Below are 4076 nucleotides of genomic sequence, written 5' to 3' on the forward strand. Positions count from 1 at the left end.
GTGGCGCGAGAAGGCGTTGGAGCCGCCCGGTGAGCGCCGCCGCGTGCTCGACGGTCGTGCCCCGGGCCGGGACGGAGGCACCCGGGTGCAGGACGACGTACGGGGCCGCCGGCAGCAGCGGGCCCGGGTCCGGGAGCGGCCCGCGGACGGCGAGCCGTCCGTCGTCGCCCTCCGGCAGCGCGCCCCCGGCCGCCCGGGCCAGGTCCAGCATCGCCTCGACCTCGTGGGCGCCGTCCGGCCGGACGTGCCGGACGTCCAGCAGCGAGCCGGGGTAGTCCACGCTGGTGGCCGCCACGAACGGGATCCCTGCCAGCCGGCACAGCAGCGCCATCGGCAGCGGGCTCTGGTGGAAGGAGGTGAAGACGACCGCGCGGCGGTAGCCGCCCGCGGCGAGGGTGCCGACCAGCTGCTCCACCTCCCCGCGGTCCACCGGCGGCGGCCGGTAGCCGCTCCACGGCGCGGCGAAGGTGAGGACCTGCCGGACGTCCGGCAGCAGCCGGCCGGCAGCCGTCCCGGCCGGCGAGGCGAGCAGGTCCACCGGTTCCCCGGCGCTGGCGAGGGCACGCACCGCCGGGCCGGTGAGCAGGACGTCACCGTCGCTGTCCAGGCGTACCGCCAGCACGGGGCTCACCGGCGCTCACCACCGGCTGTCGCGAGGACCACGTCGGCGGCAGCGACCAGGTCGGGGGCGACCAGCTCGGCTGCGACCACCTCCTCGGTGCGGGTGACCCCGGTGGGGACCAGCACCGACCACGCACCGGCGGCCCGGGCGGCATCGACGTCGGCGCCGATGTCGCCCACGACCACGCACTCGTGCGGGCGCACGCCCAGCTCCTCGGCCGCCGCCAGCACCAGCCCCGGCGCGGGCTTGCGGCACGGGCAGCCCGCCTCGGGGTGGTGCGGGCAGTACTGCAGCGTGTCCAGCCGTCCCAGCAGCTCCTCGACGCGGCTGTTCACCGCGTCCACCTGCTGCTCGTCGAGCAGCCCGCGTCCGATCCCGGACTGGTTGCTGACCAGGCCGATCCGGAGCCCGGCGTCCCGCAGCAGCCGCAGCGCCTCGTCGGCCCCGGCGACCGGTTCCACCCGGTCCGGGTCGCCGTTGTAGGGCACGTCGTGCACCAGCGTGCCGTCGCGGTCGAAGAGCACCGCCCGCGTCGGCGGCGGCCACGGCGCGACCCCGTCGCGGTACCGCAGCTCCCCGCGGGCCCGGTGCCACACGGCAGCGACCGGGATCACCACGCTGGTGGTGGCCATCCGTGCCCACTCAGCCAGCCAGCCTTCGTGCCCCGGTCGGGGACCGGGAGCGATGCGGCGGCGCGCGAAGTCGGCGGTGAGTCCGCCCCACGCAGCCGCCGCGAGGGCGGCGGCGCGATGACGGCCCGCACCGAGCAGGACCACGCCCGCGGCGGCGGAGGCGACCGTGGCCAGGTGCCACGGCAGCCGGCCCCGTCCGGTCTGCCCGCGTGCCCGCCAGTGCCGGCCGTGGAGGGCCCGCATGAGGGCGTCGGAGGCCGCCCCCCGCTGCACGCGGATGCTGACGTCCCACCTGGCCGGACGCGCGGGGTGCACGATGTGCCGGCCCCCGCGCTCCAGCCGCCAGCCGGCGTCCCGGACGCGCAGTGCCAGGTCGGCGTCCTCCCGGTAGGCGAGCGGGAACCGTTCGTCGAAGCCGTGCACGGTGGCCAGTGCCTCGCGCCGGTAGGCCATGTCGGCCGTCGCCCACCGCGCCGACTCCAGGCCGGCGGTGTTGCGCTCCCAGTCGGTAGCCGGCCGGTCCGCCGGCAGCGGGACCTCGATGCGTCCCTGCACGCCCGCGACGCCGACGGGTGCCCGCGCCAGGTCGGTGGCCAGGGCGGCGGCCCAGCCGTCCGGGAGCCGCACGTCGTCGTCGAGGAAGGCGACCCACCCGGTCCCGGCACTGCGCCAACCGGCGTTGCGCGCTGCGGCGGGGCCGCGGCCACCGGTGCGCAGCACCCGTACCGGGCACGGGAGCTCCGGCACGTCCAGCGCCGAGGGCGTGCCCGCACTGGGTCCGGGCAGCGGGCGGTCGTCGACGAGGACCACCTCCGCCGGTGGACGGCCGCCCTGCTGGCCGGCCAGGTCCGCCAGCAGCCGGTGCAGCGAGGGCCGGCCGACGGTGGGCACCACGATGGTGTAGGCCGGGGCGCTCGGTGCGCTCGCGGCGGCACCGGGCCCGGTGCTCACGCGGTGACTCCGGACGCCGGCTCCCCCCGGGTCCCCTCCGTGAACAGCGTGGCCCGCCGCACCAGGTGCGGCCCCAGCACGAGTGCGTCAACCGGCGCGGAGCCGAACAGCTCCAGGGCGTCCCTGGGGTCGTCGACCATCGGCCGCCCGGCCGTGTTGAGACTGGTGTTGATGACCACCGGCAGGCCGGTGCGCTCCTCGAACGCCTGCAGCATGGCCCCCAGCCGCGGCTGGGCGGCCGGGTCGACGGTCTGGATGCGTGCGGTGCCGTCGACGTGGACCGTGGCGGGGATCCGCTCCTGCCACTGCTCGCGTACCCGGTGCACGAACAGCATGTAGGGGCTGGGGATGGGCCCGTCGGTGAAGACGTCGGCGGCACGGTCGGCCAGCACCATCGGCGCCACCGGGCGGAACTGCTCGCGGCCCTTGACGTCGTTGAGCCGCTCCAGGTTCGCTACGACACCGGGGTGGGCCAGCAGCGAGCGGTGCCCGAGAGCGCGCGGGCCGAACTCGCTGCGCCCGTCGAACCACGCCACCACCCCGTTGCCGGCCAGCACGTCGGCCACCTCCCCGGCCAGGTCGGCCGGCGTGGTGAAGGGCACCGCCGCGGCGCGCAGCCGCGCGGCCAGCTCGTCGTCGGTCCAGGACCGTCCCAGGGCGGCCCCGGGCATGGCCATCGCCGTGTCGTCCTCCCCCAGCTCGGCCGCTACCTGCAGCGCCGCCCCGAGAGCCGTCCCGGCGTCACCGGCGGCCGGCTGCACCCAGACCTGCTCGAACGGGCTCTCCCGCCAGATCCGGGAGTTGGCCACGCAGTTCAGCGCGGTGCCCCCGGCCATCGTCAGCACCCGGTCGCCGGTCTGCTCGTGCAGCCAGCTGGCCAGGTCGACCAGCACCTCCTCCAGCCGGGCCTGCACCGAGCAGGCCAGGTCGGCGTGCGCCCCGCCCCAGCTGCCGTCGTCGACCCGCCGCTCCACCCACCGGCTCCAGTCCGGGACGGGCGCCACGAAGCCACCGTCCTCGGTGGCGTGGATGGTCTCCCGCAGCTCCTCCAGGTACCTCGGCTGGCCGTAGGAGGCCAGCGCCATCACCTTGTACTCGTCCGAGGAGCGCAGGAATCCAAGGTGCTCGGTGAGCGACTCGTAGAGCAGCCCCAGCGAGTGGGGCAGCTCCTGCCCCGCCAGCTGCTTGAGCTGCCCGCCGGTGTAGCGGCCGGCCAGGTGGGAGGCGCACTCGCCGCGGCCGTCGAGCACCAGCACGCTGCTGTCCGGGTACGGGCTGGCCAGGGCGCCTGAGGCGGCGTGCGCGACGTGGTGGGGCACGAACCGCACCTGCTGCGGGTCCAGCCCGGGCAGCGCCGCCGCGATGAAGTGCGGCGCCCGCTCGGCGTAGGTCAGCCGCAGGTGGTCCCAGGGGTCGGTCAGCCCCAGCTGGTCCGCCGGCCGGGCCAGCGCAGGGTCGAAGGAGTAGGCAACGGCATCCAGGTCCGCCGGTGTCAGGCCGGCGTGCTCCAGGCACCAGCGCATCGCCTGCTCGGGCAGCTCCCACGCCGCGAACGGCACCGGCCGGTGGCCGTGCTTGCGCCGGCTGAACCGCTCCTCCTCCGCGGCCGCGACGACGCGGCCGTCGATGACCAGCGCCGCGGCCGGGTCGTGGAACAGGGCGTTGACCCCGAGTGTCCGCAACGAAACCTCCGATTGCCGAAATCCTCTATGGGTGGTTCCCTCCCAAGCACTGTGCAACAGAAGTGCACCTCCCGCACTCTGAAGTGATGTCTTGGAGGAAACCCGTGGTCATGAGCACAACCGCCCGCCAGCCCGCCGCGACCGCCGAGGAGGTGGCCACCGCCGTCACCGCGGCCGCCGAGGCGTTCC

3 protein-coding genes are annotated in these 4076 nt (G+C 76.1%); all 3 read right to left on the reverse strand.

What is annotated here, in order from left to right; genetic code table 11:
- Positions 1–631, reverse strand: a 631-nt coding sequence (locus tag GFJ45_RS15395; protein WP_407670410.1) for a glycosyltransferase family 9 protein, incomplete at its 3' end; no start/stop codon positions are given.
- Positions 628–2205, reverse strand: a complete 1578-nt coding sequence (locus GFJ45_RS17020) for an HAD-IIIA family hydrolase (protein ID WP_153398793.1) — start codon at positions 2203–2205, stop codon at positions 628–630. The genes GFJ45_RS15395 and GFJ45_RS17020, both read right to left, overlap by 4 nt.
- Complete coding sequence (locus GFJ45_RS15405; protein WP_153398795.1) at positions 2202–3887, reverse strand: carbamoyltransferase family protein; 1686 nt, start codon at positions 3885–3887, stop codon at positions 2202–2204. Before GFJ45_RS15405 ends, GFJ45_RS17020 begins: the two co-directional genes overlap by 4 nt.
- Between the last annotated feature and the right edge of the window lie 189 nt (positions 3888–4076).

The organism is Ornithinicoccus halotolerans (assembly GCF_009602535.1).
Lineage (GTDB): Bacteria > Actinomycetota > Actinomycetes > Actinomycetales > Dermatophilaceae > Ornithinicoccus > Ornithinicoccus halotolerans.